We start from the raw sequence: 305 nt of genomic DNA, 5'->3' as shown, positions 1-305 counted from the left end.
CCCCCCCCCCCCCCCCCCCCCCCCCCCCCCCCCCCCCCCCCCCCCCCCCCCCCCCCCCCCCCCCCCCCCCCCCCCCCCCCCCCCCCCCCCCCCCCCCCCCCCCCCCCTTTTCACGCAGAAGACGGCAAACGCGATCGCGCCTAGAGTCTCGTGGGCTCGGAGATGTGTATAAGAGACAGACCTGACCCTCCCTGGCGAGATCAATCGCCATGGCGATCGCAGCGAACGCAGCCTTGCCGCTCTCGGCGCTGACAGTCCCGAGTGTTGGGAGAACCTCGAGATGCGAGGATGCGATGATATCGATC

The 305-nt window shown here is 73.1% G+C and carries 1 protein-coding gene; it reads right to left on the bottom strand.

What is annotated here, in order from left to right; all coding sequences use genetic code 11:
- Positions 1-305 (bottom strand): 4-hydroxythreonine-4-phosphate dehydrogenase PdxA (locus tag JHD80_RS27845; RefSeq protein ID WP_199093872.1); only part of this gene is annotated, 305 nt, incomplete at both ends.

The sequence above is a fragment of the Allobosea sp. ASV33 genome, from assembly GCF_016428755.1.
Classification (GTDB): Bacteria; Pseudomonadota; Alphaproteobacteria; order Rhizobiales; family Beijerinckiaceae; genus Allobosea.
Note: the sequence above shows the minus strand (reverse complement) of the source record. Positions and strands in the feature narration are given on the sequence as shown.